Source organism: Ciceribacter sp. L1K22, from assembly GCF_017599385.1.
Lineage (GTDB): Bacteria > Pseudomonadota > Alphaproteobacteria > Rhizobiales > Rhizobiaceae > Allorhizobium.
This window is the reverse complement of the sequence record NZ_JAGFPK010000001.1, coordinates 2,323,767-2,345,326: the sequence shown is the minus strand read 5'-3', so window position 1 is coordinate 2,345,326 and position 21,560 is coordinate 2,323,767. Positions and strand designations below refer to the sequence as shown.

27 protein-coding genes are annotated in these 21,560 nt (G+C 60.9%); 14 read left to right on the top strand and 13 right to left on the bottom strand.

What is annotated here, in order from left to right; genetic code table 11:
* The first annotated feature begins 156 nt into the window (after nucleotides 1-156).
* Nucleotides 157-315 (top strand): hypothetical protein, encoded by a 159-nt coding sequence (locus J5J09_RS11755; protein WP_208550828.1) that lies wholly within the window; start codon nucleotides 157-159, stop codon nucleotides 313-315.
* A 12-nt stretch (nucleotides 316-327) separates the two neighbouring features.
* Here J5J09_RS11755 and J5J09_RS11750 read toward each other — a convergent pair whose 3' ends face one another.
* Complete coding sequence (locus J5J09_RS11750) at nucleotides 328-966, bottom strand: DUF1638 domain-containing protein (RefSeq protein WP_208550815.1); 639 nt, start codon at nucleotides 964-966, stop codon at nucleotides 328-330.
* A 26-nt stretch (nucleotides 967-992) separates the two neighbouring features.
* On the opposite strand from J5J09_RS11750, the gene J5J09_RS11745 reads away from it, so the two are divergent.
* Nucleotides 993-1,160 carry an entericidin gene (locus tag J5J09_RS11745; RefSeq protein ID WP_208550810.1) on the top strand — a complete coding sequence of 56 codons (168 nt, stop codon included), beginning with the start codon at nucleotides 993-995 and terminating at the stop codon, nucleotides 1,158-1,160.
* A 25-nt stretch (nucleotides 1,161-1,185) separates the two neighbouring features.
* On the top strand, nucleotides 1,186-1,329 hold the full coding sequence (locus J5J09_RS11740) for a hypothetical protein (protein WP_208550805.1): 144 nt from the start codon (nucleotides 1,186-1,188) through the stop codon (nucleotides 1,327-1,329).
* A gap of 12 nt (nucleotides 1,330-1,341) precedes the next feature.
* On the opposite strand, the gene J5J09_RS11735 is transcribed toward J5J09_RS11740, so the two are convergent.
* Nucleotides 1,342-2,046, bottom strand: coding sequence for a B12-binding domain-containing protein (locus tag J5J09_RS11735; RefSeq protein WP_208550798.1), 705 nt, complete (start codon nucleotides 2,044-2,046; stop codon nucleotides 1,342-1,344).
* A 253-nt stretch (nucleotides 2,047-2,299) separates the two neighbouring features.
* Between J5J09_RS11735 and J5J09_RS11730 the strand changes: the two genes are divergently transcribed.
* Both J5J09_RS11730 and J5J09_RS11725 read left to right on the top strand, forming a co-directional pair.
* Nucleotides 2,300-3,868: a trimethylamine methyltransferase family protein gene (locus J5J09_RS11730; protein ID WP_208550792.1), complete on the top strand. Its 1,569-nt coding sequence runs from the start codon at nucleotides 2,300-2,302 to the stop codon at nucleotides 3,866-3,868.
* Between the two features lie 98 nt (nucleotides 3,869-3,966).
* Entirely contained in the window at nucleotides 3,967-4,659 is a 693-nt protein-coding gene (locus J5J09_RS11725; RefSeq protein WP_208550790.1) for a ferredoxin, read from the top strand.
* An 8-nt stretch (nucleotides 4,660-4,667) separates the two neighbouring features.
* Here J5J09_RS11725 and J5J09_RS11720 read toward each other — a convergent pair whose 3' ends face one another.
* Nucleotides 4,668-5,396 (bottom strand): ParA family protein, encoded by a 729-nt coding sequence (locus J5J09_RS11720; RefSeq protein ID WP_208550786.1) that lies wholly within the window; start codon nucleotides 5,394-5,396, stop codon nucleotides 4,668-4,670.
* Between the two features lie 183 nt (nucleotides 5,397-5,579).
* Between J5J09_RS11720 and J5J09_RS11715 the strand changes: the two genes are divergently transcribed.
* On the top strand, nucleotides 5,580-6,308 hold the full coding sequence (locus J5J09_RS11715) for a phosphodiester glycosidase family protein (protein ID WP_348646445.1): 729 nt from the start codon (nucleotides 5,580-5,582) through the stop codon (nucleotides 6,306-6,308).
* A gap of 6 nt (nucleotides 6,309-6,314) precedes the next feature.
* Here the strand turns inward: J5J09_RS11715 and J5J09_RS11710 are convergent, their stop codons facing one another.
* The 6 genes from J5J09_RS11710 to J5J09_RS22970 all read right to left on the bottom strand — a co-directional run bounded on the left by J5J09_RS11710 (nucleotide 6,315) and on the right by J5J09_RS22970 (nucleotide 11,747).
* Nucleotides 6,315-6,668, bottom strand: a complete 354-nt coding sequence (locus J5J09_RS11710; protein WP_208550781.1) for a hypothetical protein — start codon at nucleotides 6,666-6,668, stop codon at nucleotides 6,315-6,317.
* Nucleotides 6,669-6,790: 122 nt separating this feature from the next.
* Complete coding sequence (bmt, locus tag J5J09_RS11705; protein WP_208550777.1) at nucleotides 6,791-7,813, bottom strand: betaine--homocysteine S-methyltransferase; 1,023 nt, start codon at nucleotides 7,811-7,813, stop codon at nucleotides 6,791-6,793.
* 121 nt (nucleotides 7,814-7,934) lie between these two features.
* Nucleotides 7,935-8,984: a glycine betaine/L-proline ABC transporter ATP-binding protein gene (locus J5J09_RS11700; RefSeq protein WP_208550762.1), complete on the bottom strand. Its 1,050-nt coding sequence runs from the start codon at nucleotides 8,982-8,984 to the stop codon at nucleotides 7,935-7,937.
* A complete protein-coding gene (locus tag J5J09_RS11695) occupies nucleotides 8,977-9,891 on the bottom strand; it encodes a proline/glycine betaine ABC transporter permease (protein ID WP_208550757.1) in 915 nt (304 codons plus the stop codon). The genes J5J09_RS11700 and J5J09_RS11695 overlap by 8 nt, the downstream gene beginning before the upstream one ends.
* 219 nt (nucleotides 9,892-10,110) lie before the next feature.
* The gene (locus J5J09_RS11690) at nucleotides 10,111-11,109 is read right to left on the bottom strand and encodes an ABC transporter substrate-binding protein (RefSeq protein WP_208550753.1); all 999 of its coding nucleotides are present in this window, start codon (nucleotides 11,107-11,109) and stop codon (nucleotides 10,111-10,113) included.
* Nucleotides 11,110-11,618: 509 nt separating this feature from the next.
* Nucleotides 11,619-11,747 (bottom strand): hypothetical protein, encoded by a 129-nt coding sequence (locus tag J5J09_RS22970; protein ID WP_281436230.1) that lies wholly within the window; start codon nucleotides 11,745-11,747, stop codon nucleotides 11,619-11,621.
* Between the two features lie 237 nt (nucleotides 11,748-11,984).
* Between J5J09_RS22970 and J5J09_RS11685 the strand changes: the two genes are divergently transcribed.
* The gene (locus J5J09_RS11685) at nucleotides 11,985-13,439 is read left to right on the top strand and encodes a cobyric acid synthase (protein WP_208550748.1); all 1,455 of its coding nucleotides are present in this window, start codon (nucleotides 11,985-11,987) and stop codon (nucleotides 13,437-13,439) included.
* 13 nt (nucleotides 13,440-13,452) lie between these two features.
* Here J5J09_RS11685 and J5J09_RS11680 read toward each other — a convergent pair whose 3' ends face one another.
* Nucleotides 13,453-14,634: a TMEM43 family protein gene (locus J5J09_RS11680; RefSeq protein ID WP_208550745.1), complete on the bottom strand. Its 1,182-nt coding sequence runs from the start codon at nucleotides 14,632-14,634 to the stop codon at nucleotides 13,453-13,455.
* A gap of 181 nt (nucleotides 14,635-14,815) precedes the next feature.
* Here J5J09_RS11680 and J5J09_RS11675 point away from each other — a divergent pair, with 181 nt between their 5' ends.
* Nucleotides 14,816-15,178 carry a hypothetical protein gene (locus tag J5J09_RS11675; RefSeq protein WP_208550742.1) on the top strand — a complete coding sequence of 121 codons (363 nt, stop codon included), beginning with the start codon at nucleotides 14,816-14,818 and terminating at the stop codon, nucleotides 15,176-15,178.
* Complete coding sequence (locus J5J09_RS11670; protein WP_208550736.1) at nucleotides 15,175-15,771, top strand: DedA family protein; 597 nt, start codon at nucleotides 15,175-15,177, stop codon at nucleotides 15,769-15,771. Before J5J09_RS11675 ends, J5J09_RS11670 begins: the two co-directional genes overlap by 4 nt.
* 39 nt (nucleotides 15,772-15,810) lie before the next feature.
* On the opposite strand, the gene J5J09_RS11665 is transcribed toward J5J09_RS11670, so the two are convergent.
* The gene (locus J5J09_RS11665; RefSeq protein ID WP_208550731.1) at nucleotides 15,811-16,398 is read right to left on the bottom strand and encodes a TetR/AcrR family transcriptional regulator; all 588 of its coding nucleotides are present in this window, start codon (nucleotides 16,396-16,398) and stop codon (nucleotides 15,811-15,813) included.
* A gap of 87 nt (nucleotides 16,399-16,485) precedes the next feature.
* On the opposite strand from J5J09_RS11665, the gene J5J09_RS11660 reads away from it, so the two are divergent.
* Entirely contained in the window at nucleotides 16,486-16,830 is a 345-nt protein-coding gene (locus J5J09_RS11660; RefSeq protein ID WP_208550728.1) for a darcynin family protein, read from the top strand.
* Nucleotides 16,823-17,563, top strand: coding sequence for an SDR family NAD(P)-dependent oxidoreductase (locus J5J09_RS11655; RefSeq protein WP_208550717.1), 741 nt, complete (start codon nucleotides 16,823-16,825; stop codon nucleotides 17,561-17,563). Before J5J09_RS11660 ends, J5J09_RS11655 begins: the two co-directional genes overlap by 8 nt.
* Before the next feature lie 387 nt (nucleotides 17,564-17,950).
* Here J5J09_RS11655 and J5J09_RS11650 read toward each other — a convergent pair whose 3' ends face one another.
* Nucleotides 17,951-18,154: an AlpA family phage regulatory protein gene (locus J5J09_RS11650; RefSeq protein ID WP_208550705.1), complete on the bottom strand. Its 204-nt coding sequence runs from the start codon at nucleotides 18,152-18,154 to the stop codon at nucleotides 17,951-17,953.
* 491 nt (nucleotides 18,155-18,645) lie between these two features.
* On the opposite strand from J5J09_RS11650, the gene J5J09_RS11645 reads away from it, so the two are divergent.
* From J5J09_RS11645 to J5J09_RS11635, 3 genes are read left to right on the top strand one after another with little or no spacing between them, the layout of a single operon-like run.
* A complete protein-coding gene (locus J5J09_RS11645) occupies nucleotides 18,646-20,130 on the top strand; it encodes a hypothetical protein (RefSeq protein ID WP_208550702.1) in 1,485 nt (494 codons plus the stop codon).
* On the top strand, nucleotides 20,108-20,431 hold the full coding sequence (locus tag J5J09_RS11640; protein WP_208550698.1) for a hypothetical protein: 324 nt from the start codon (nucleotides 20,108-20,110) through the stop codon (nucleotides 20,429-20,431). Before J5J09_RS11645 ends, J5J09_RS11640 begins: the two co-directional genes overlap by 23 nt.
* Nucleotides 20,432-20,445: 14 nt before the next feature.
* A complete protein-coding gene (locus J5J09_RS11635; protein ID WP_208550694.1) occupies nucleotides 20,446-20,949 on the top strand; it encodes a hypothetical protein in 504 nt (167 codons plus the stop codon).
* Between the two features lie 41 nt (nucleotides 20,950-20,990).
* Here the strand turns inward: J5J09_RS11635 and J5J09_RS11630 are convergent, their stop codons facing one another.
* The gene (locus tag J5J09_RS11630) at nucleotides 20,991-21,515 is read right to left on the bottom strand and encodes a hypothetical protein (protein ID WP_208550689.1); all 525 of its coding nucleotides are present in this window, start codon (nucleotides 21,513-21,515) and stop codon (nucleotides 20,991-20,993) included.
* Nucleotides 21,516-21,560 lie beyond the last annotated feature (45 nt).

Sequence of the window (21,560 nt, the reverse complement as noted above, 5' to 3'; positions counted from 1 at the left end):
TCATCGATTTCGGCGTCCTTAAGGGAGGCCGCGCGCGCGTGCTGAATTTCACGCCATGCTAAAGGAAGCGTAAAATCCATAGCTTGAAGGCATGGCTTGATTTTGTGACGGGCGCATGTCAGTCAGCCGCGCTTTTCCTCGAACGGAGGTCACGACATGGTGTACGGCACTCTTGCACGGGTTTTCATCGTTCTCACGGTCGCTATCAGCCTGAGTGGCTGCGGCAATACCATTCGCGGCGTCGGGCGGGACCTTGGCAACGCGGTCGATGCCACGCAGGATGCGGGTCGCAGCGTGGTCAATGCGGTGAACTGACCGGGACGACGTTCAGGCCGCAGGGCGCGGGCGCGAGGCGGCAACGAGTTCGCGCTCGAGATCGCCGTAGCCGGTGAAACGGTATTCGTAGTCGAGCTTCAGGTAGTCCGCTGCCCATTTCGCCTTTTCCTGCAGTGCAGGATCTTCCGTCTGCGCCAGGTAGACGATCTTCGTGTAATTGCCGAACACCATGTCGCGAAGTTCGGGGTGCCTGTCGAGCTTCAGCGGCTCGATAACGAAGGCCTCGAACTGCCGGGTGATGAGGTCGGTCAGGTAGAAGGCCGTGAACTCGTCCTCGCACTCGGCGAGGAATTTCTCCGTGCCGGTGAAGAAGGCGTAGCAGTGCGGTCCACCGATGCGCTCGATGCCTTCTTCGAGGCAGATTTTGTCGATCTCGCCCTGGGTGCCGCATTCGGCATAGCCAATGAAAATCCTGTCCACGCCGTCGGCACGGGCCTCGGCAATTTTCGTACGGAGCGCAGGCGCAATTCTTTCCGGGTAGACGTGCCAGATCGCCGGCAGACACTCGAGTTCGATGTGGGCCAGCCCGTTCGCTTCCTTCACGGCCAGAACCTCGCGGGCAATGGCACCACACGCAATCACGCGAACCTTTTCCGTCACCGTGCGTTCTGTCTGCGAAATCTCGTTCATGTCAAACCAGATAGGGAGCCCATGTCATGAAGAAAAGCACCACCCGTCTCGCCGTCGCCGCATCGCTGTTCGCGTCGGTCGCACTGCTCGCCGGCTGCGGCAACACCATTCGCGGCATGGGCCAGGATACCGCAAATGCCGTCGATGCAACGCAGGACGCCGGACAGCGAGTCGACAACGCCGCTTCCTACTAAGCGCAAGCAAACAGGAGTAAACGCCATGACGCTCGGAACCGTCGCACGCATATCGGCATACTACATGCTATTCGTCGTCGTCGGAGGTCTGGCGAGCAGTCTCTGGGCGATCGGTTCCGGTCAGTCCGGCGCATCCACGGCAAATATGATGGCGGCCTCAGAACACTGAGGCCGCTTTTTCTTATAAGGCGCGACCGCCCATCTGGTTGTGCTTGCGGGCGATGAATTCCTTCGCCGTTTCAACGGCAATGGCAGCATCGCGGCAATAGGCGTCGGCTCCGACGGCCTTGCCGAATTCCTCGTTCAGTGGTGCGCCGCCGACAAGAACGACGTAATCGTCGCGAATGCCTTTTTCCTTCATCGTGTCGATGACGACCTTCATGTAAGGCATGGTGGTGGTGAGCAGAGCGGACATGCCGACGATATCCGGCTTTTCACGCTCGATCGCTTCCAGATAGTTCTCGACCGGATTGTTGATGCCGAGGTCGATGACGTCGAAACCGGCGCCTTCCATCATCATGCCGACGAGGTTCTTGCCGATGTCGTGGATGTCACCCTTGACGGTGCCGATGACCATCTTGCCTTGTTTCGGCGCGCCGGTTGCGGCGAGCAGCGGGCGCAGGATCGTCATGCCGGCCTTCATGGCGTTGGCGGAGAGAAGCACTTCCGGCACGAAGAGAATGCCGTCGCGAAAGTCGACGCCGACGATGCGCATGCCTTCGACCAGAGCCTGGGTCAGGACGTCATACGGCGCCCAGCCGCGATCGAGAAGGATTTGCGTCGCTTCCTCGATCTCTTCCTTCAGGCCGTCGTAAAGATCGTCGTGCATCTGCTGCACGAGTTCTTCGTCGGAGAGTTCCGAGAGAATGATTTCATCGTCTGACATGGCCTGATGTTCCTGCTGGATGACCGTTAAGCGATTGGAGTCGATAAAAGACTGCCCGAGGAGCAGTTAAACCTCAATAGGATAAAAAACTCATTTCGAATGCGACGTCCCTGACGGAAAAAAGCGACCAAACAGGATAGTCGATGTCTGTCCGGTGGTATTCGTTGGCGCAATAAGGAATGTTTCACATCTCAATTCGAATAGCATAAGAGCAAATTCGAAAGCGCCCAGCGGCGCGAGAGTGAGGAGCACCATGGACGACATGACTCAAGATTCAAACGCCGGCGGCCGTCGCGCCCGCGGCGAGGGCAGGGGAGCAGCAGCCCGCAGGGCCTCGCGCAGCGGCGGCGGCGCCGGTCCGTCCATGCCCTATATCACCCGCAAAATCGCGGAATACGAGGTCCTCGACGAAGAGGGCCTGTCGATCATCGAGCGCAATGCCGACACGGTGCTCGAAGAAATCGGCATCGAGTTCCGCGACGACGCCGAGGCGCTGGAGATCTGGAAGAAGGCCGGCGCGGATGTCCGCGGCCAGCGCGTGCATTTTCCGAAAGGTCTGTGCCGGGAGATCCTGCAGACCGCGCCATCGCAGTTTACCTGGCATGCGCGCAATCCGGAGCGCAGCGTGCAGATCGGCGGCAAGGCAACGGTCTTCGCCCCTGTCTACGGTCCTCCCTTTGTCCGCGACCTAGACGGCAACCGCCGCTACGCGACGATCGAGGACTTCCGCAATTTCGTGAAGCTCGCCTACATGGCACCGTCGGTGCATTCGTCCGGCGGCACGGTCTGCGAGCCCGTCGACGTGCCGGTGAACAAGCGTCACCTCGACATGATCTACACGCACCTCAAATATTCGGACAAGCCGTTCATGGGGTCGGTGACCGCACCCGAACGCGCCGAGGATTCGGTGGCGATGGCCAAGCTCGTGTTCGGCGATGACTTCGTCGAAAACAACTGCGTGATGCTGAACCTCATCAACGCGAACTCGCCTATGGTGTTCGACGAGACGATGCTGGGTGCTTTGAAGGTCTACGCCAAGCACAACCAAGCGTGCGTGATCTCGCCGTTCATCCTATCCGGCGCGATGAGCCCGGTCACGGTTGCCGGCACGCTGACGCAGATTCTGGCTGAAGTGCTGGCGGGTGCCTCGTTCACCCAGCTCATCCGGCCGGGTGCGCCTGTCCTGTTCGGCACATTCGCAGCCTCGATTTCCATGCAGTCGGGTGCGCCGACCTTCGGCACGCCGGAGCCGGCCCTGGTGTCCTATGGTGCGGCACAATTGGCGCGTCGCCTCGGCATTCCGTTCCGTACCGGCGGCTCGCTCTGCGCCTCCAAGGTTCCGGACGCGCAGGCCGCTCACGAGAGCGCCAATACGCTGAACATGACGCTGCTGGCCGGCACGAACTTCGTGCTGCATGCCGCGGGCTGGCTCGAAGGCGGGCTTTCGGCCTGCTACGAGAAGTTCATGATCGACCAGGACCAGCTCGGCATGATGCAGAAGATGGCAGCCGGCGTCGACCTGTCGGAAGGCGGGCAGGCGATGGACGCGATCCGCGAGGTTGGTCCGGGCGCTCATTATCTCGGTTGCGCGCACACACAGGCGAACTTCCAGACGGCGTTCTACCGCTCGGCGCTCGCCGACAACAATTCCTTCGAGCAGTGGGAAGTGGAAGGCCGCAAGCGGATCGAGGAACGCGCCAACGCGCTTTGCCGCTCGTGGCTCGACTCCTACGAGGCACCGGCGCTCGATCCGGCGCAGGACGAGGCGCTTCTGGCCTATATCGCCGAGCGCAAGGGATCGATGCCCGACGCTTTCACTTGAAAGCATCCCGAAGCCAGGGAGCAAGGCGGAGCACGACAAGTGGCCGACATGATCCAGGAGGAAGTGTGGAGGCCGCATTACAAGTATGAAGGACCGCGATGAACGCGCGGTCCGGTCTCCTCGACGACATCAAATCGGCGCTCCGCCCGAACGGCCTGTTCGTGCGGGGCGTTGCCGTTTTCGGGGAGGGCGACGGCCCGTTGTTGCGCGACGGGAGGCATGCTGCGAGCGTCGTGCTGGTCGGAAACGCGGGCGGTTCGTTCTGGGAGGCTTTCGACGATTGGCACCGGCAGCACGTGAGAGCGGTGGAGCATCCGCTGGACACCTGGTCGAAGCAGGTAATCGGCGAGGCTGCGGAACGGTTCGGCGCCACCGCCTACTATCCGTCCGATCCGCCGTATCAACCTTTCCAGCAATGGGCGATGCATGCTGAAGGCCTGAAAGCCTCGCCGCTCGGGATTCTGATCCACCCCGAGTTCGGCCTGTGGCACGGATACCGGGGCGCACTCGGGTTTTCCATGGCGTTAGCGGCGTCGGGGCGGGTAGAGAGGCATCCCTGCGATCACTGTCCCGACAAGCCTTGCCTCACATCCTGCCCGGTCGCTGCTATCCGGATGGATAGCTTCGACGTGGCGGCATGCCGGTCGCATCTGGCGACGCCCACTGGGCAGGCAGGTTGCATGATGTCGGGATGTCTCGCTCGGAATGCCTGCCCGGTCGGTGAGGAACATCGCTACCCGGAAGGCCAGATCCGCTTTCACATGCGGGCTCTGACGCTTCCGGCGGTATGATCAGGCGGTCAGGCGGCCTTCCTCATCGGCTTCGCGGGCTTGGCATCGGCGATCTTGCGGGCGGCGGTGCGGGCCGCGCGCGAGGGCACCAGCGCCAGGACTTCGTTGGCGAGCTGGGCCGCGTTTTCGAGGGCGCGGTCGAGATTGCTGACTTCCTCGCCGTTGAGCGCCTGCAGCAGGCCGCCCTTGCCAAAGACATCACGGTAGGCGGCGCGCTCGGCGATCGGCGTCGACAGGGTGTGGATGTTGCGGCCGGCGAGGAAATCCTTGGCGGCCTGCAGGGCGCGGGTGGTGACGGCGATGTTGACGCGGGTGAGAACGACCGAATGCGGTATGCGAATGTCGCACTGGCGCTCGAGTTCGCCGAGCAGTTCGAGAACCTGGGCGCCACCGACGGCATCCATCGCACAGCCCTGGACGGGGATCATCACGTGGTCGGCGAGGCCCACGGCCTTGGCAAGCAGGGCGTCGTGGCTCGACGGCAGGTCGATCAGCGTATAGCCTCCGCGCTTGCGGGCCTTGGCCGCGGCGTCTTCGATGGAGTGTTCGTCAACGGCAACGACCTGCAGCAGACCACCACAGGCGGCAAGTGCATGCCAGCGGCTGATCCAGCCGCGCGGATCGGCATCGAGTATGGTGACGCGGGTGCCGCGACGGACGAGCTCGCTGGCGAGAACGAAGACGGCCGTGGTCTTGCCGGCGCCGCCCTTGGTATTGGCAAAGGTCATGATGGGCATATCGATTTCCTTGAAAATTGGATCGAGCCACTTCATCGCTCAGGACGGACAGCCGGTCAGGCATGCTGTCGTATTAACAGGTTTGGCCATTATGGTTAACGACCGGTAAAAGGGGTGGTCGTCTTGTTAAGATATGTGGTGACGCAACGGCGAAGCCCCCGGAATTGGACGGGGGTTTTTATCGTGGTGCTGCTCTTCGGGCTGATTTCCGGCGCGACGGGAGCGCGTTCGGAAGAGTGCGAAAGGGAGGAGGCGGGCGGCAATGCCTACATCGTCTGCGATTTCGATTCGGAAATCGACGATATCCGAATCGTCAACCGGCGCCCGAACGGCGAGCCGTATCGGAGTTTCCTCGCGCTGGTCCAGGCATTCTGGCTTGACCGTCACGTCGTCAGCTTCGCGACCAATGGCGGGATGTACCACGACGATCTTTCACCGATTGGCCTGTTCGTCGAGTATGGCATCGAACGCAAGGCGGCAGTAACAGGCAGCGGATACGGGAATTTCCATCTGCTGCCGAACGGTGTCTTCGCAGTCGGAGGTGGTAGGGCGGTGGTGCAAGAGACAGGTGCCTATCTCGCCTCCAGCTTTAAACCGGACTATGCGACGCAATCAGGTCCGATGCTGGTGATCGACGGACAAATCCATCCGCGATTCCTGCCTGACAGCGACAGCCTAAAAATCCGCAATGGCGTCGGTATCGACAGGCAGGGGAAGGTCCGGTTCGTCATTTCGGAGAGACCTGTGCGATTCTACGACTTCGCCGTCTTCTTCCGCGATACGCTCGGCTGCGCCAACGCGCTTTATCTCGACGGCAGCATATCCAGCCTCTATGCGCCGGACATCGGCCGGCACGACCGGTGGTTTCCGATGGGACCGATCATCGCGGTCGTCAAACGGTTGCCGGACTAGGAGAGGTCAGACCGAGGATTTGGGGTAGGCGCGTTCAAGACCGCCCGAGCGGGTGAGACCATCCCGGAAGGCCGCGAAGGCCGGGTGCTGGCTGGAGCGTGCCACCTCCGAGAGGCGGATCTGAAGCCGGGAGGGAGCGTTGTAGCCAAGCCATTCGCCGCAGCGTCCGAGCTTCAGCGAATTGAGGAAGCGCGCTTCGGACTGGCGGTTCAGGTAGAAGAGCAGGCCTTCAAGCAGGTTGTCGTCCTGGGCCGGATTTTCGAAGATGAGCTTGAGGAAGGCATCGCCATCGCCTTCGAGCGCAGACAACTTGTCGGCGACAGTCTCACGGTCGGGAAAGGGGATCTGAGCGGCGGACATCGGCTCCTCCGGTGATGTTCGAATCGTCGTTGTCACTCCATTAGAACCGTTGGCGTCCAAAAGAAAACCGTCCGTCGCGCGAGCAACGGACGGCCTGTGGATAGCCGGTCCTTCGAAACCGATCAGTCGCGCCGACGGCCGCGGCGCTCGCGTCCCGCGCCCGCGGCCGTGGATTCGCTTGCGGTCTTGTTGCGCAGCGGGCCGATGCGGTCGACGATGGTCTCGATGGTCGGTCGCGGGCCGGGCGTATAGCTGTCGAGCGCCTCACGCATTGCCGCAAGATGGCCGCAGGACGTGCCGCAGCAGCCGCCGATGATTTTCGCGCCGGCATCGCGGGCAAGGCGGGCATAGTCGGCCATCAGCGGCGGCGTGCCGGAATAGTAGATTTCGGCGCCGCGATATTCGGGGATACCGCAATTGCCCTTGACGATGACGGTGGCCGAGGGGTCGGCATCCGTCATGTCGAGCAAGCTTGCCAGAATGTCGGAGGCGCCGACGCCGCAATTGGCGCCGACGGCGAGGGGGCCTTCGCCGACATCCTTGGCAACGCCGTGGATGTCCTTCGGCTCAAGGCCCATCATCGTCTTGCCGGCGGTATCGAACGAGCCGGTATAGGTGTAGGGCATGCCGACCCTGACGGCGGCCTCGGCGGCGGCGCGAATTTCTTCCGGAGACGACATGGTCTCGATCCAGGCGACATCAGCGCCGCCGGCCTTGAGGCCCTCCATCTGCTCGGCGAAGGCTGCGACCGCATCTTCGTAGCTCAAGGCGCCGAGGGGAATCAGAAGTTCGCCGGTCGGACCAACGGAACCGGCGACGATGACCTTGCGGCCGGCCTTGTCGGCAACCGAGCGGGCGATTTGCGCAGCCTTGCGGTTCAGCTCGAACACCCGGTACTGGGCGTTGTGCAGCTTGAGGCGGTGACGCGTGCCGCCGAAGGAATTGGTGAGGATGATATCGGCACCCGCATCGACGAAGTCCTGGTGCAGCTTGACGATCTTTTCCGGCTCATCCTCGTTCCACAGCTCCGGCGCCTCGCCAGCCTGAAGGCCCTGGGCGAAGAGATTGGTGCCGGTGGCGCCATCGGCGAGCAGCACGCCCTTTTCGGCCAGCAGAAGGGACAGCGGATCGTGGGCGACGGACATGGGTTTTCCTCTCGTGTTGTTCGGAAATGATATAAAGCTTTCTTTATGTCCCGGCAAGGCGCAAAACGAAAAGGCCGCCCGGCGTTTCCGCGGGGCGGCCCTTCAGCGATCGGTGTCGCCCTCAGGCGGCGATCTTCGGGTCCATGTGCGTCGAGGGGGTGACCATGGCCGCTATGATCGTGTGAAGGTCGACCATGCCGAGCGGCTTGCCGCCGTCTCCGGTGACGATCGCCTTCGACTGTTCGGCGTCGGTCATTTCCTTGGCGGCCGCTTCCAGCACGGTGCCGCTGGCGAGCGGCATCGCCTGCAAGCCATCCGGAACGGACTGCATGATGGTATCGACCATGATGACGCGGCCGCGGTTCACCTCCTTGACGAAGGCGGTGATGTAGTCGTCGGCCGGCGAGAGCACGATCTGCTGGCCCGTGCCCTGCTGGACCACCTCGCCATCACGCAGGATCGCGATCTTGTCACCAAGGCGGAGCGCCTCGTCGAGGTCGTGGGTAATGAAGACGACGGTCTTCTTCAATTCCTGCTGCAGGTCGAGAAGCACGGTCTGCATATCCACGCGGATCAGCGGATCGAGCGCCGAATAGGCCTCGTCCATCAGCAGGATGTCGGCGTCGTTGGCAAGCGCACGAGCAAGGCCGACACGCTGCTGCATGCCGCCCGACAGCTGGTTCGGGTAGTGCCGCTCGAAGCCGGCCAAACCGACCCGCTCGATCCAGTGCTGCGCCGTCTTTTCGCTCTTGCTCCGGGGGATGCCCTGAATATCCAGGCCGTAAACGGTGTTTTCCATGACCGTGCGGTGCGGAAGCAGTGCGAATTTCTGGAACACCATCGCCGTCTTGTGGCGACGAAATTCCCGCAGTTCCGTCTGGTTCATGCGGCAGACGTCGACATTGTCGTAGAGCACCTCGCCGGAGGTCGGTTCGATCAGCCGGTTGATGTGGCGGATCAGCGTCGACTTGCCGGAGCCGGACAGGCCCATCACGACGGTGATGCCGCCGGCGGGCATCGAGATGTTGATGTCTTTCAGGCCGAGCACGTGGCCGTATTTCTCGTTGAGTTCCGCCTTCGACATGCCGTCCTTGACGCGGTCTATATAGGCCGCGCCGTCGGGTCCGAAGATCTTGTAGAGATTGCGGATTTCGATGCCGTGACTAGCCATGGACGACCTCCGTGTGTTTCTGCAGGCGCTTGCCGAAGGCCTGGCTGGTGCGGTCGAAGATGATCGCGATGGCGACCAGCGCGAAGCCGTTCAGGAAGCCGATGGTGAGGAACTGGTTGGAGATCGCCTGCAGCACGTTCTTGCCGAGCCCGCCGACGCCGATCATGGATGCGACGACGACCATGGCCAGCGACATCATGATGGTCTGGTTGATGCCGGCCATGACTGTTGGGAGGGCAAGCGGGATCTGAACGTTTCTCAGCTTCTGCCCGGGCGAAGAGCCGAAGGCGTCGGCGGCCTCGAGCACCTCGCGGTCGACGAGGCGGATGCCGAGGTTGGTCAGGCGGATCATCGGCGGCACCGCATAGATGACGACGGCGATGACCCCTGGAACCTTGCCGATGCCGAAGATCATCACCACGGGGATGAGGTAAACGAAGCTCGGCATGGTCTGCATGACATCCAGGATCGGATTGACGATCGACTGGGCGCGGTCTGAACGGGCCATCATGATGCCGATCGGGATGCCGATGACGATGGCAAGAAGCGTGGAGACGGTGACGATCGCGAGCGTGATCATCGTGTCTTCCCACAGGCCGACAAAGCCGATCAGCAGCATACCGACGATCGTCAGCGCGACAATTTTCAGATTGCGGCTCGCCAGATAGACGATCACCACCATGACAAGAAGGAAAATGAACCAAGGCGTGCTGACGAAGAGCGCCTCAAGCCAGTTCAGAAAGAGCTGGAGAGGGTGCGTGACCGCGTCGATCACGTTGCCATAGGCACGGACGAAGGATTTGAAACTGTCGTCCACGCTCTTGCGCACGACGCGCATGAGGTCGTTGTCGATCGCCGGAAACTTGCAGAGCAGTTCCGGCAGGTAGTTGCATAAGGTCGAAGCCATCTCTTTCCCCTTTTGAGCCCTCGTCTTTGTGGCGTTCGAAACGCTGCGATGGGCCTTGACGGCGATGCCATAATCCCGCGGCGAGAGGCTAATCGAGTTCCAAGATGGAATTCATACCGTCTGCGACGTCGGTCGTCGTTGAATGGCGTTATGCGGCAGGCCGCTTCGCAGAAGGCGCGGCGGGCCCGGGAGCCCGCCGCGGATTACGTCACAATGATATCAGAGAGCGGCCTTGACCTTCTCGGCAACCTCGGGGGCAACCCAGGTCGTCCACATGTCCTCGTAGTTTTCGAGGAAATGCTTGGCGCCATCTTCATTGGTGCCCTGGTTTTCGTCCATCCAGGCGAGAACCTTGCCGACGGTCTGGTTGTCCCACTTGCGGGTCTTCACATAGTCCATGGCAACGCCGGCTTTTTCGGAGAAGCCCTTGGTGACGACGGTGTAGACGTCAGAGACCGGATAGGCGTTGACCTTCGGATCCGGGCAGTCCGGAACGGCCGTGCAGGCGTCCCAGTTGGCCTTGTCGTGCTCGACGCCGAAGGAAAGACGGACCATCTCGTACTTGCCGAGGATGGCGGTCGGAGCCCAGTAATAGCCGAGCCAGCCCTTCTTGTTTTCGAACGCATTTGCGATCGAGCCGTCAAGGCCGGCGGCCGATCCGGTATCAACCAGTTCGAAGCCCTTCTCGTCGGCCTTCAGCGCGCGATAAAGGTTGGCGGTCGAAACCTGGCAGTTCCAGCCAGCCGGGCAGTTGGTGACGGCGCCCTTGGACGCGTCTTCGGGAGCCGGGAAGAGTTCCGGATGCTCGAGCGCATCCTGAACCGTCTTGATGTCCGGGTGCTCGTCGGCCAGGAACTTCGGAATCCACCAGCCTTCGACGCCACCGTCGGAGAGCAGCGGAGCGGCCTGGATCAGGCGGCCTTCGGCGATCGCCTCGTCGAGCGCGGTGCGCACGGCATTGACCCAGAATTCCGGCGCCATGTCCGGCTGGCCCTTTTCGTTCATGGAGGCGAACGTCGGCATGGTGTCACCCGTGACGACCGTCACGTTGCAGCCGTAGCCGTTTTCGAGGATGATCTTGTCGACATAAGCGGCGACGCCGGCCGATGCCCAGTTCATTTCAGCGATCGACACGTCACCGCATTCGGCTGCCTGAGCAGAGCCGGCGAGCGCGTAGATGCTGGCGGCAAGGAAAGTGGAAGCGAGGAGCTTCTTCATAGGTCAAGACCTCCCAGTCTCGGGATGTGCAGCGTTCAAAGACGGGACGGAGAGGATACTGCAAGCCAATCCGTCCAATGGCGTGACCGGGACTGCTCCGCAAAGCTTGGGTTGAGCGGCACAGCCTCGAATGCGTCAAGGGGATTGTCTTTTTCTTCCGGCGACGGAACCCTGTCGACGCCAGCGTGCATCCGCGTTTGACGGAGACAAGCGTAGAGCTTCCGCCACGGAAATCAACCTTTTCATGCAGATAAAGCCCGCAAGAGGGTCTTTTCCGCCGCTCTCACAGCGCTTTTAGGGGAGGGAACGACAACCAGGAAATTTGCGTGTCCACGTGAGACGCACAGTGTCTTCTCTGCGTCGCCCGGTATCGGCACAAATTTGGTTATTGGACACTAACGGTCCGGTAAGAATGTGGCTTTAAAACGAATTTCAGCGGTCAGCGACCGTAGCGCTCCGGCTCAGGTTTTGCGTGCCGGAGCGCATTTTCACACCATGACCTGATGAGTTCAGCGATTGCCGAGGACGCGACGCGCCAAGGGGCGCCAGCTTTCCCAATTCGCGGCCCGCTTCGCCGGGGCCGGGGCCGAATTCCAGACGATGCGGATGCTGTTCTTCTCGGTGAAGACGTAGATCATTTTCAACTCCCGGCCGCCACGGCCCTCTTTCGTATTTCTGGAAGTGGGAATATGCCTGTCGCCGACACCGCTCGTGCCTGACGGCGCCGCGGGATGTCGCAATTCAGCGGTCGGTCGCAAAAACGGCACGCCAAGTTTGGGATGGCGTGCGGCGGATGACTGAAACGTCTGGAAAACAAGGCTAAAACGCGGCATAAGCGCGGCAGGCCGATGGCGAGGGGCGTGACCGAAAGCGACATGAGCAAATCGATTATGCTGCAGGGCACGGGCTCTGATGTCGGAAAGACGATACTTGTCGCAGGTCTCTGCCGACTCGCTTCGAACCGAGGACTGTCGGTCCGCCCGTTCAAGCCGCAGAACATGTCGAACAATGCGGCGGTCGCCGCCGACGGCGGCGAGATGGGGCGAGCGCAGTGGCTGCAGGCGCTGGCGTGTCGTGTGCCGCCATCCGTGCACATGAACCCCGTGCTGCTCAAACCACAGTCGGAGACGGGGAGCCAGATCGTCGTGCAGGGCAAGGTCACCGGCCAGGCGAAGGGCCGGGACTACCAGGCTCTCAAACCCGGCCTGATGGCGGCGGTGATGGAAAGCTACGAAACCATCCGCGCCGGCACCGATCTGGTGATCGTCGAGGGTGCCGGGTCACCGGCCGAAATCAACCTGCGCGCCGGCGACATCGCCAATATGGGGTTTGCGACGCGGGCCGGCGTGCCGGTCGTGCTGGTGGGCGACATCGATCGCGGCGGGGTGATCGCCTCGCTGGTCGGAACGCATACGATTTTGCCTGAGGAAGACCGGCGGATGATCTCCGGCTACATCATCAACAAGTTTCGCGGCGACGTGACGCTGTTCGATGACGGGATCGCGGCGATCGGTGGGTTTACCGGTTGGCCGTGCTACGGCGTGGTGCCGTGGCTAAAGGCGGCGCGGCTGCTGCCGGCCGAAGACTCGGTGGCGCTCGAGAAACTGTCGCGGCCTGCGGGCAGAGGCCTCGTCGTGGCGGTGCCGGTTCTGTCGCGCATCGCCAATTTCGACGATCTCGACCCGCTGATGGCGGAGCCGAACGTTGAGGTGGTGTTCGTACAACCGGGGGCGCGGTTTCCGGAGGATGCGGCGCTTGTTGTCCTGCCAGGATCGAAATCGACGATCGGCGACCTCATCGATCTTAGGGCGCAGGGTTGGGATCGTGACATCGAGCGGCATCGGCAGCGCGGGGGACGGATTATCGGCCTTTGTGGGGGCTATCAGATGCTCGGGCGCAGCGTGCGCGATCCCGAGGGAATTGAAGGCGGCATGCGGGAGGTCGCGGGCCTCGGCCTGCTCGACGTCGAGACCGAAATGGCGCCGGAAAAGACCGTGCGCAACACCGTCGCCCGCTCGCTGGAATTCGATGCCGATCTCACCGGATACGAGATCCATCTTGGCGTGACGACAGGACCGGACTGTGCGCGGCCGGCGGTGTCGGTCGACGGTCGGGCCGAGGGCGCGATCTCCGCCGACGGCCGGGTGACAGGCACCTACCTGCACGGTCTGTTCGACAGTGATTCCTATCGGGCGCACCTGCTGTCGAGCCTCGGAGTCGAAGCCAGCGGGGCGAATTTCCGGCAGGGGGTCGAGGATGCGCTCGATGCGATCGCGGCAGACCTGGAACGGACGCTCTCGCGCGAGTGGCTCGACGCGCTCATGGGGTGAGCGCGCCGCTATCTCAGGCGGCCACGGCGGCTGCTTTAGAGGTTGCCCGGGATTTCGCAAACCGCATCGCCACCAACGCGATAACGACACCGCCACCGATCAGGGCCAGCGAGAGAACTGGCCGGTACCAGAACCAGGCGATGCCGATGACGAGCAGACTGCCGAAGGCGGCGAGCGCGAAGGCGACGATGCCCGTTGCAAACCGCAGCAGACTTCCGACCAGCGGAATAATGTCGCCGGCCACGCCGATGACCGAGAAGACCAGATTGAAGCCGATCAGCATGGCGATGAAGCCAACCAGCCGCAGAACCCAGGCGATAACGGCGTTGCCGGATATGGCGGTATCGAACATCTGCTGCGCCGACGCTGTGCCGTCCTCGGCCAGCAGGATTTCGTTGCCGTTCGAGGCGGTGTAGGCGGTGAGACGCCCGCCCTCGAGACGGCCGACGGCGCTGATGTCGCTGATGGTGCGGACGCTATAGCCGATGCGCAGCGCGCCGATCTCGTCGGTGTCGCCCCTGCGGATGCTGACCTTGCCGTTTTCGAGGACGACCCGCTGGCCCGAGCCCGTCACCGCCTGGATGGTCGAGAGCATGTCTGCCGTGGGCGGAAGGGCTTTGGACGAACCCAGTCCGCCAAAGGCATCCGGTCCGAGCTCTATCGAGCCGACCGTCCCGCCGGTGACCTCGAAGGTACGGCTCTCGTAAGGCATGGGCGGATTGGCGTGGCTTTCGGGCTTTTCGAACCGGCTGCTGTCGATCGCGTCGTCGGACCAGACCTTTTCATAGGTATAGGTCGTCACCGTCTCCTCGCCGCCGCCGAGCTTGGTGCGCGTCTCGGACTTCTGGTTTTCGCGCCATTGGTACATCTCGACCGAGCGGATGAGGGCGGCGGCACCTTCGGGCGCCGAAATGCCGGGAAATTCGTCGTCGGAGGCGATCCCGCCGGGCTCGAAGGTGCCGGAGAAATGCACCAGCTTTCCGTTCGCCGCGACGAGATCACCCTTTGGGTCGATCGTCTGGACGATGCCGGCACCTTCCTCGAGTGCGCGGGCCGTCTTCACCGTGCGTCCCTCGTTCCAGAAGAGCAGGACGATCGAGCCAAGGACCAGAACGATCCCGATCAGAATGCCTGCCAGCGACTGGCCGAGCCTTTGGAACCACGAGGTGCTCGTGGTCTTTGTAAACGTATCCATGATGCATTGCCCCCTCGATGGCGCGTGGCCATCGCGCGTATCAATGTTAGGATTCCGAGGATTTAGCAAGATGGTCGCAAGCGTCTCGGGGGGAGTTAAGCTTGACGGAGCGATAAGCGGGTTTCATGGATGCGTAAGCCGGAAATGCAGGCACGCCGGCTGAAGAGACTGGAGGGGCCCGATGGCGATTGATGCCGTGAGAACGCTTTCCCGGAAGCACCCGCTGCTTTTCTCGGCTTTCGTCGTGTCTTCGGTGGTCGCCCTGGTCTTTGCCGGTCGCTTTCTCTACCAGGTCGCCTACTGGCAGACGCATCAGAACGAGACCGTCAGGCCTTGGATGACCATCGGCTATGTGGCCCGGAGCTGGCAGGTCGATCCAGAGGAACTGGCCGAGGCGGTGCAACTGCCTTTCAGACGCGGCAAGCGTCAGCGTCTGGAGGACTTGGCTCAGGAAAAAGGCGTCCCCGTCGAGGCACTGATTGCCGACGTCGATCAAGCGGTTCGCGCTCTCGCGCCGCTTGCGGGCAGGGCAGTCGATCCATGACGGAATGGCTGATCGGCCTTGTGCCGCAATATGGCGTGCACCTGCTGGCGTTTTCGACCTTCATCTCCTGTCTCGGCGTACCGATCCCGGCATCTGTGCTGATGTTAACGGCGGGCGGTTTTGTCGCTTCAGGCGACCTGACGCTCGCGGAAAGCGCCGGCTATGCGCTGGCGGGGGCGATCGCCGGCGACCAGACGGGATTCGGAATCGGTCGATGGCGCGGCGAGCCGTTTCTCAGGCACCTGTCGACACGCTCCAATCCCGTGGACAAGGCCCGGGCGATGCTGGTCGAGAAGGGAGCGCTGGCGGTCTTTCTGTCCCGGTGGTTCGCTTCGGCGCTCGGTCCGTATGTCAATTTTGCCGCCGGGGCGGCAGGGCAATCCTGGCTTTCCTTCACACTCTGGGGCATCGCCGGCGAGATGGTCTGGGTCAGCCTCTATGTCGGTCTCGGCTACGTTTTCACCGGAAACCTGGAACTTGCGTCAGACATGGCCACCAACCTGTTGGGCTTTGTCGCCGCGGCGCTAGTGGCGCTGGGGCTTGGATACTGGTTGTTGGTGGCGATGCGATCCGACGACACACATGAAAAATAGCTTTCGTGTTACGGCCGGGGCTTGCGGTTCGCCGATGGCCTAGCCCCGAACCTTTTCGAGATAGCCGCTCACCGCATCGACGACGCGGTCCAGCAACGCCGTCTCAGGCAGCTGGCCTTCGCCCGCCGCGTTTATCACCGCGCGTCCGATGATGACGGCAGTCAGGAGGTCGACGCGGTCAAGCTGACCGAAACGCGCGACGAGCAGCTCGGAGGACAGTTCCGCGATTTCCCGCGTCATCTTGGTTGCCTCGGCATCGAGGTGGAGCGTCGTTTCCGCCACCTCGAGCGCCGCGGCAAGACGTGGTCGCCCGAATTGGTGTCGTATCGATAGCTCGACCATTTCCTCCAAAGCCGTCGGGCTGTTTGCGGCGATGGTGCGCAAGCTCTTGAGCAGGCTTTCGCGCTCACGACGGACAAGAGCCACCAGGATAGCTTCCTTGTCCGGATAGTACTGATAGAGCGTGCCGATACTCACCCCGGCTCTTTCGGCAACGAGATTGGTGTTGATCGACACAACACCACCCTCTTCGAGTATGCGAGCCGCCGCCTCGACGATGGCGGCGCATGTTGCGACCGCCCGGCGTTGTCGGGGCGTCTTTCGGGGCTCCCTCGGGGCTTTCGGCACGTAACGGTCCATCCAGCGAAATGCGAGTAGGAAAACTGAGTAATTACTCGATAATGCAGATCGAACCCGGTAATCAAGGAGGTTTGCATGCGAGATTGTTCTCAACAAGATGAGTTGACTGTCTTTGTTCTTGTCCGCGCCCTTCCGTCATGGCTGGCATTGCCCAGAGAGCAACGCCGACGGATCGGCCAGGAAGCGGTACCGGTCGAGACCGGCATCAGTGTTCGGCAGTTTGACAGCGAGGCCTTCACCACCTTGTGCTCCGATATATGGATGGTGTCGGTGCCTTCGGTCCGTACGCTCCACGCCATCATGGAGCGGCTGCGCGATACACCCCTGTTTGCGGTGCCCTATTTCGAACAAGTGGCAATCCTAGCCGCCATCGAAAACGGTTGGCAGCGTTATGAAGGGGAGATGTCGCAATATGATTGACGACCGCCCGATTATCGTCACCGGTGCAAGCCGGGGGATTGGTCTCGAACTCGTTCGGCAGTTGCTTGCTACGGGTCAAACCGTCGTCGGCGTCTCGCGCCATCCTCCCGATCATCCAGAGACGGAGGGTTTTCGCTTCGTTGCCTGTGACCTTTCCAAGCCCACGCAACTTCCGACCTTGATAGACACACTGAACGCGCTTGCGCCGCGGGGATTAATCAACAATGCGGCGATCCAGACGGAGCTCGATCTCGTCACATCAGCGCCCGTCGACCTCGTGAAAAGCGTGGTGGCGGACGTTTTTGTCGATCTGGTCGCGCCGCTCTGCCTGTCATACGGGCTGCTCGCCACAATCGCCACCGCTCCAAAGGGGTTCGTTTGCAATGTGAACAGCGGACTTGCTCTCGCGCCAAAAGTCGCGGCGCCAGCATACTGCGCCGCAAAGGCGGGTCTCGGAAACACGACAATCGCGCTGCGTGGACGGGCCCGTGCCTGGCCCAACGTGCTGGTAAGCGAGGCGTTTTTGCCGCTGGTCGACACCGAAATGACCGCAGGACGTGGCAGAGGCAAGATCGACGCGAAAGTTGCCGCTGCGGCCATCCTGAATGGGCTGAACGGTGGGAAGTCCGAGATGTGGATAGGAAAGGCCCGGATACTTCGTCTGATCAATCGTCTAGCACCAGGAGTCGCACGACATCTTCTCCTGGGATCGGTCCCGGCTAGCTTCGACTGATACCTCTCCTGGCGCCAATAATTGCAAGTCAGCAGCACGTCCGGGAAAGCGAAGATTTTCGAAGGCGAATTGGCGGAAGAGGTGTCCGCCCCAATCATGCCTTTATGTAATTGTGATCGCTATACTTTGTTTCACTATCCGGCTAACGATGCCCGCATTTGTGCCCGCAAAATTATCCCGCTGATGAACTGCGAGTGTGAGCCTGAACTACTGCTTCAAGCATGCATGCCGCAGTCAGTGCCGGGTAGGCCCGCAACTCACCGAGGGCCATCTCCATAGGGTCTTTATCGCTGGCGGGGACAACGTAAGTGACTGTCGTCTGGCACCCATCCAGCACGGTCGTGAGAGAAATCTGCAGCGTGTCAGGAAGACAAGGGTGCAGGGCGGTCATGACGCCTTGCGCTCCTTACTGTCCTGCCACGCCGCGATGGCCGAGGCGCGCCAGCGGACGCAATTGGCGCCGAGTTTCACGCCGGCGGGGAACTGGCCCTGCTCGATCCACCGGTAGATCGTGCTGGGCTGCACCTGTGCCAAAGACGTGATGTCCTTGATCGTAAGATATGGGTCTACTTTGGGAGATGCTGCGGACATGGCGGCTCCGAAGAGATGTGTGGCGTTGTGGCGCGTCGCGCCGGCTGCCTGTCCGCTAAAGAGAACATAGGAGACGACGGGAGAGGATGCAACAGCAATTTGCGGGGCTGCGGACTTGCGTCCGCCAAGAGGAAGCCTATATCCGATGCGGCGATTGCAATTGAGCGCAAGTTGCCCATGGCCCGGCGCTAGCGGAGTGTTAAATGAGGCTCCGTTCGATAGCCCCGCGATCACCCCGTCGAGGGAGATGGTCTTGCAAGTATTCCTACAGATTTTGTCTGTCGCGTCTTCTGTAGCGACCATTCTGACGTTCCTGTTACTCGTGCACCAGGCGGTTCATCGCCAACGCTAAGGAGCTGCCCAGAGTTCGCGGCGCCCAACGCGCTGCGTTGCTCTGGGCAGCTCATCCTAAAATTGTTGTGCATTTGGACCACTCGTGTGTTGCGCCAGTACATTTAAGCGGCTTACCTCGGCTTTGGAGTGAGGTTTCAGTGTTCGATAACATTTTCAGACAACTGCAGAAGTTGCGTGCCCAGCGGAGCACCGCCCGAACTGGCCGACAAAGAAGCGCGATTTCTGGTGAAGATAAAATCAGGTTCTGGCTGTCGGAGTACCGCCGGAACCTGAGGAAGGCCGGGCCGGGCGCCGGTGCTTTGAAGGGCACGGCGGTTGCCGAGGGCAGGTTTGCCAAGAGAAAGTCCCGGCAAGTTTTGAAGACTTTCAAGAAAGGCAAACGTAACAAAGTGCCCATGGCGCTCTTGATCCGTGGCAAGTACGGGGAGAACAAGCTCGCGTCTGGGTTGATGCCCAACCGGCGCTCGGAGTGGGTTCCTGTCCTGAAACGGAAAGAGGATCAGCGGTATCAACAGCTGGTGTTGCAAAACTTCAATTTTATCGATTTTCCAGAGGAAACGATCGAGCAGCTTAAGGATATCTTGGATTTTGAAGCGAATGCGGTGTCGGCACTGCTCCACTTTGATGATGAATATTGTTCGGATGTCGCTGCTTACTTGGTCCTTGCTGAAATGTGGCCTCAGTTGTCGCGCGTATTTCGAGGCGGAAGAATGACCCTGCCCATACAGAAGGTGATCGAGGCGCTAAGGCTTCGCCGGGATTTGGGAATGAAGCTGCCCGACCTCGCCGACACCGAGGACGTTTGGGCTTTTCCGCGTCGAGTGCGGCGCGCTTCAGGCAGTTCTCGAAGTAGCGAACGGCACCTCGAACCACAGTCTCGCGAGAAGGTCGTTGACGAATTTTGTGATGCGCTCGACGCGTGGCTCGGGACCGCTGCGGATGAGCTCGAACTAACCACGTCGGGGAAGTCGCGGTTCGCGAGCATCATCGGAGAGTTGCTTGATAATGCCGAGCGCCACTCGGACCCGCCTGGTAAAGACGGCGGCTGGTCAGTGGCGGCGTTTATGGCGAGACGAAAAGAGGAAGAAGACGAAGTCTATCGGTGTCACCTAGGGTTCCTGAGCGTGGGTGCATCGATGGCCGAAAGCCTCCGGACAGCTTCTGTTTCCACCCGCGCCACAATTAACAAGTACACCGACAGCCACAGAGGGTGCGGGATATCTGCCGATACACTTACTACGCTCGTTGGACTACAGGATGGGATCACCCGGGATCATGCAGCCGCGACCTTTGGGCGCGGTGGCGTTGGCCTGCAGGAAGTGCTAGAATTGATCAGCGTTCTTGGTGTCACAGGCCACAGCGGGCGGGAACCGAGAATGACCATTGTATCAGGGCGGTCTTGCATAAGAGCGAGGTCGCCTTATTTGGTAGGGCAACGAAAACAACAAGACGATCCTCGAGTCCAGTGGTTCAATGAGGACAACTCGCCTCACGAACCACCTGACAGTAATTTCGTCTTCGATCTTAATTCACGATTTCCCGGTACAATCATCGGTGTGACCTTTGTACTGAGCAAAAACGACCTAATGGCGGTGCTGAATGCAACAGATAGAGCTGATTGAACTGACCGGCAACGGCGAGGTTCACAATCTGTCGGGCCATGACCGAGGTCTGGCAGCGCGCAAGAAGTTTAAACTTGAGGAACTTGACAAGGCGGGAGACCAAGTTGTCGTTTCGATCCCCGACTTTGTCTACTCCGTTACGCCGTCCTTCTTCCAGGGAATGTTTGCGGAGAGTGTGCGCCTTTTCGGCAACCGGGAGAAGTTTCTGTCACGGTATCAGTTTCGTGCGGATCCCGTCGTGCTGGAGCAGATCGACAACGGCATCCGCGCGTCGTTAATGCAGAGGCGTTCTCTTTTGTGACCTAAGAGGGTTCAGTGGGGTTTAAGGATTGGGCGCCTTGGGTAGGCATCGCTGTGAGTTTGATCTGGAACTTGATCAACTCGCGACGCTCTTCATTGCAGTGGAGGGCAGGGCATGCGCTAGCCGAGTTTAAGACGCTTAAGACGCCCGTTGATCAGTCGCTCAACAAGTTGAGGGCCAGTAAGAAGCAGGTGACGGCCCTTGAATTGTCGGCAGACGGGCAACCTGCGATCGACGAGCGCGTGAAGGCGCTAAACCAGCAGATTTCGGCGGAATTTAATGAATTGACGGTGTTTCTTGAGGCCCTCGACACCAGTCATCACTCAAGCCGATGTGACTGGGTGCAATCTGCAGAAATCAATTTTGACAGTTTCGTGGGTACGTACGATCGCCTTTACGCCCCCAAGGCACCCCGCGAAAGACTTCGGATCGTCTCGGAGTCAGCGGCAAAGCTGCAGACGTTAATCGACGCGGTCCACACCGGGTTGGAGGGCGAACTGAAATCAAAGATGAAGTAGACTAAGCGATATGCCTTGGGCGCAATCGGTGTGTCAGTCATTCAACCAAGGGACCACTGGTTGCGATCATGACAGAGGTCCCTGGTTGTGTCGGGTACACCAAGTCGGAGTTGAACTGCTTCGAACGCCTTCACCCAGGGATCATCGCCGTCGTCGTCGCTGTTCCGGTAGAATGCGTTTCGGATTTTCTCGATTTGCGCCGGCGTCGGTCGGCCGATCACGAGGGTTTCGAAGAACCGGCTAGGCTCACAGGAGGTGAGCCAGTTGATCTCCCATCCATTCTCGCGAGCGTGCTTGTTGCCGAGCTCGAGGTCGAGACTGATATGCAGGCAGCCGGTTTGATCCTCGTACCACCAACCGACTGGACGAGGTTGTTCGGATAGCCCGTTCGAGCCCTCTTCCGCGACCATCTTCACCAACGACTGCCCGATGTGCCGCAGTGCGCGCGCTTGCCGTCCATGATGAGGACCGATCTCGTGAACCGGTAGATCGAACAGGCCGAACAACTTCAATCGCTGATCATGAGTAAGGTCGCGGAAGAACCAGAGTCTCAATAGTTCACTCATCGCGTTCTCTTTCCTTCGGGGAGTTTCTGGAGTTTGCCGGTCGCG

What these genes read in the sequence shown, in the direction of transcription:
- J5J09_RS11755 (WP_208550828.1), top strand. Translation starts at nt 157, where the DNA reads ATGGTGTACGGCACTCTTGCACGGGTTTTCATCGTTCTCACGGTCGCT.
- J5J09_RS11750 (WP_208550815.1), bottom strand. Translation starts at nt 966, where the DNA reads ATGAACGAGATTTCGCAGACAGAACGCACGGTGACGGAAAAGGTTCGC.
- J5J09_RS11745 (WP_208550810.1), top strand. Translation starts at nt 993, where the DNA reads ATGAAGAAAAGCACCACCCGTCTCGCCGTCGCCGCATCGCTGTTCGCG.
- J5J09_RS11740 (WP_208550805.1), top strand. Translation starts at nt 1,186, where the DNA reads ATGACGCTCGGAACCGTCGCACGCATATCGGCATACTACATGCTATTC.
- J5J09_RS11735 (WP_208550798.1), bottom strand. Translation starts at nt 2,046, where the DNA reads ATGTCAGACGATGAAATCATTCTCTCGGAACTCTCCGACGAAGAACTC.
- J5J09_RS11730 (WP_208550792.1), top strand. Translation starts at nt 2,300, where the DNA reads ATGGACGACATGACTCAAGATTCAAACGCCGGCGGCCGTCGCGCCCGC.
- J5J09_RS11725 (WP_208550790.1), top strand. Translation starts at nt 3,967, where the DNA reads ATGAACGCGCGGTCCGGTCTCCTCGACGACATCAAATCGGCGCTCCGC.
- J5J09_RS11720 (WP_208550786.1), bottom strand. Translation starts at nt 5,396, where the DNA reads ATGCCCATCATGACCTTTGCCAATACCAAGGGCGGCGCCGGCAAGACC.
- J5J09_RS11710 (WP_208550781.1), bottom strand. Translation starts at nt 6,668, where the DNA reads ATGTCCGCCGCTCAGATCCCCTTTCCCGACCGTGAGACTGTCGCCGAC.
- bmt (WP_208550777.1), bottom strand. Translation starts at nt 7,813, where the DNA reads ATGTCCGTCGCCCACGATCCGCTGTCCCTTCTGCTGGCCGAAAAGGGC.
- J5J09_RS11700 (WP_208550762.1), bottom strand. Translation starts at nt 8,984, where the DNA reads ATGGCTAGTCACGGCATCGAAATCCGCAATCTCTACAAGATCTTCGGA.
- J5J09_RS11695 (WP_208550757.1), bottom strand. Translation starts at nt 9,891, where the DNA reads ATGGCTTCGACCTTATGCAACTACCTGCCGGAACTGCTCTGCAAGTTT.
- J5J09_RS11690 (WP_208550753.1), bottom strand. Translation starts at nt 11,109, where the DNA reads ATGAAGAAGCTCCTCGCTTCCACTTTCCTTGCCGCCAGCATCTACGCG.
- J5J09_RS22970 (WP_281436230.1), bottom strand. Translation starts at nt 11,747, where the DNA reads ATGATCTACGTCTTCACCGAGAAGAACAGCATCCGCATCGTCTGGAAT.
- J5J09_RS11685 (WP_208550748.1), top strand. Translation starts at nt 11,985, where the DNA reads ATGAGCAAATCGATTATGCTGCAGGGCACGGGCTCTGATGTCGGAAAG.
- J5J09_RS11680 (WP_208550745.1), bottom strand. Translation starts at nt 14,634, where the DNA reads ATGGATACGTTTACAAAGACCACGAGCACCTCGTGGTTCCAAAGGCTC.
- J5J09_RS11675 (WP_208550742.1), top strand. Translation starts at nt 14,816, where the DNA reads ATGGCGATTGATGCCGTGAGAACGCTTTCCCGGAAGCACCCGCTGCTT.
- J5J09_RS11670 (WP_208550736.1), top strand. Translation starts at nt 15,175, where the DNA reads ATGACGGAATGGCTGATCGGCCTTGTGCCGCAATATGGCGTGCACCTG.
- J5J09_RS11660 (WP_208550728.1), top strand. Translation starts at nt 16,486, where the DNA reads ATGCGAGATTGTTCTCAACAAGATGAGTTGACTGTCTTTGTTCTTGTC.
- J5J09_RS11655 (WP_208550717.1), top strand. Translation starts at nt 16,823, where the DNA reads ATGATTGACGACCGCCCGATTATCGTCACCGGTGCAAGCCGGGGGATT.
- J5J09_RS11650 (WP_208550705.1), bottom strand. Translation starts at nt 18,154, where the DNA reads ATGTCCGCAGCATCTCCCAAAGTAGACCCATATCTTACGATCAAGGAC.
- J5J09_RS11640 (WP_208550698.1), top strand. Translation starts at nt 20,108, where the DNA reads ATGCAACAGATAGAGCTGATTGAACTGACCGGCAACGGCGAGGTTCAC.
- J5J09_RS11630 (WP_208550689.1), bottom strand. Translation starts at nt 21,515, where the DNA reads ATGAGTGAACTATTGAGACTCTGGTTCTTCCGCGACCTTACTCATGAT.